This is a genomic window from Bariatricus sp. TF06-38A (assembly GCF_027690675.1).
Classification (GTDB): Bacteria; Bacillota; Clostridia; order Lachnospirales; family Lachnospiraceae; genus Allocoprococcus; species Allocoprococcus comes.
This window is the reverse complement of sequence record NZ_JAQFCE010000060.1, coordinates 1-1803: the sequence shown is the minus strand read 5'-3', so window position 1 is coordinate 1803 and position 1803 is coordinate 1. Positions and strand designations below refer to the sequence as shown.

3 protein-coding genes and 1 pseudogene are annotated in these 1803 nt (G+C 38.7%); 1 reads left to right on the top strand and 3 read right to left on the bottom strand.

Annotated features, from left to right (window positions below):
* Positions 1–306: 306 nt before the first annotated feature.
* Positions 307–1146, bottom strand: a complete 840-nt coding sequence (locus PG418_RS19035) for a DUF2721 domain-containing protein (RefSeq protein ID WP_368276620.1) — start codon at positions 1144–1146, stop codon at positions 307–309.
* Between the two features lie 125 nt (positions 1147–1271).
* Here PG418_RS19035 and PG418_RS19030 point away from each other — a divergent pair, with 125 nt between their 5' ends.
* Positions 1272–1517 (top strand): hypothetical protein, encoded by a 246-nt coding sequence (locus PG418_RS19030; protein WP_044964902.1) that lies wholly within the window; start codon positions 1272–1274, stop codon positions 1515–1517.
* A 31-nt stretch (positions 1518–1548) separates the two neighbouring features.
* Here PG418_RS19030 and PG418_RS19025 read toward each other — a convergent pair.
* Positions 1549–1620: pseudogene (locus tag PG418_RS19025) on the bottom strand (metal-sensing transcriptional repressor); the annotation flags it as partial.
* 27 nt (positions 1621–1647) lie between these two features.
* Entirely contained in the window at positions 1648–1800 is a 153-nt protein-coding gene (locus PG418_RS19020) for a DUF6070 family protein (RefSeq protein ID WP_279286850.1), read from the bottom strand.
* Positions 1801–1803 lie beyond the last annotated feature (3 nt).

Here is a 1803-nt window from a genome sequence, read left to right as displayed (position 1 = left end):
GAACTATCAATATCATCGCAAATATCTTACATATGTAATAATTCCCCATAAAAATTTTTTTATCCTTCAAAATACTCATCCAATACTGTTGCATCTTTTTTAACAACATAACCACTTCCACCGATTCCTTTCTTCTAATTTTTTTGTTCCTTAAATCTTACGCTTGTAATATTTAAAACTCAAATCTATTTTCAGGAATTGTATACTCCAGATTCACCATCTTTATGTGCGATATATCCTATTTTATTACCATCCTCTATATCTTCTCCATTTTTGTTACCCTGTCATTTTAAAGAACATCCTTACTTACACTGTTACATATTTTTCCGCTTCTTCTTTGCACTTCAACGTATTTCCATGCCCAATTACATATTCCATACATTCTTTTCCCTGCTCTTCTTTTCCGATTCGGTAGTAACATACTCCCAGCAGGAATCTGCGTGTAACCTCATAATAAGGCAGCTTTTCCGTATCATTTTTCAGTAATCTTACTGCTGCCTCATCTTCACCTTTCAGCATCAAATTTTTTGCCATAAACAGTGGATTCTTTTGATATACTTTCCCTGCTTTTTCTAATGTAGCCGAATAACCTGCCGCATCTTTCTCCTGATATTTCTTCGACAGTTCGAGATTCGTCATGACCTGCTGCCAGGAACGTCCCTCTCTTTTTCCTTCCCATTCATTCTTTATATACTCTTCTGCCTTCTGCAACTGCCCATTTATGATCAGTGCAACTACATATTTAGACTCAGCTATCAGCATGACACTTTTTTGAAATCCATGATAATCCAAGCTCTTTCCGTACTTTATCAACTCTTCCAGCATTTCTGAATATTTTTCTGCATCACATTGCTGTGACAGAATCCGGTCAATTTTTGAAAAGTCTCTGAGAATGTCCCTGATTAAAATGAATATACCTGCAATCAGATCAACCACCACGCAAATCCACAGAAGCCAGGGATCTGTCGTGACCCAGCCCGGCTGCTTTACATCGAAAAAGAGTACTGTCTCCTGATGCGGGAACGGATTTCCTTTGAAAATACTCACCACACAGATCAATGCTGCATAAATCAACAGCACATTCCGTATCATCCTGATGCGTCCATTTTTCTGCTTTTCATAAATCTTTTTTATCTGCTCTTCCATTTTCTCTACCTCGCTGTCACACTATTTTTGTACCTACAACATAATTATACATAATTTCTGCTGTTATTGAAATCTTCTCTGGCTGTCTCCTGCTTTCCGGGAGTATAAGCTGCCAGCAGAGTTTTATGGCACTCGGACAGGCAAAAATCAGTCTGCTTCTTGCATGCCTGCGAAAACTGATCCTGCTGATCCCTCTGATCTTTATCCTGCCGCTCTTTTTATCTGATAAGGTATTTGCAGTTTTCCTTGCAGAACCAGTCAGTGATATCCTGGCGGCTGCCATTACAACCATAACCTTCTTAAGCCGCTTTAATGGAATATTGAACCAGAAAGACCTCGCCTGCTGCAAAATTTTCACCAATACAGACTGATGCAATTAATGCCAGTGATACCAGTACATCTGATTGCCTGAACCTGTCCGATTATTTTCTTCAGTCTTCGGTGCAGATTATCTGCATCCATACATTGTCTCATCTTCCCATCTCCTTATCACCAGAAATATTAATATTGTAGCGAATCTCTGTTCGGTTGTACAATATCTACTGTTGCCTGTTCTTCTTTCTCCGCTGCTTTGCAAAATTCTTCTACTTTTTCACGATTGACCATATCGATCTGATTATCACAATCTACTGCCGCATATCCTTTTTCTTCCAGACA

What these genes read in the sequence shown, in the direction of transcription:
- PG418_RS19035 (WP_368276620.1), bottom strand. Translation starts at nt 1,146, where the DNA reads ATGGAAGAGCAGATAAAAAAGATTTATGAAAAGCAGAAAAATGGACGC.
- PG418_RS19030 (WP_044964902.1), top strand. Translation starts at nt 1,272, where the DNA reads ATGGCACTCGGACAGGCAAAAATCAGTCTGCTTCTTGCATGCCTGCGA.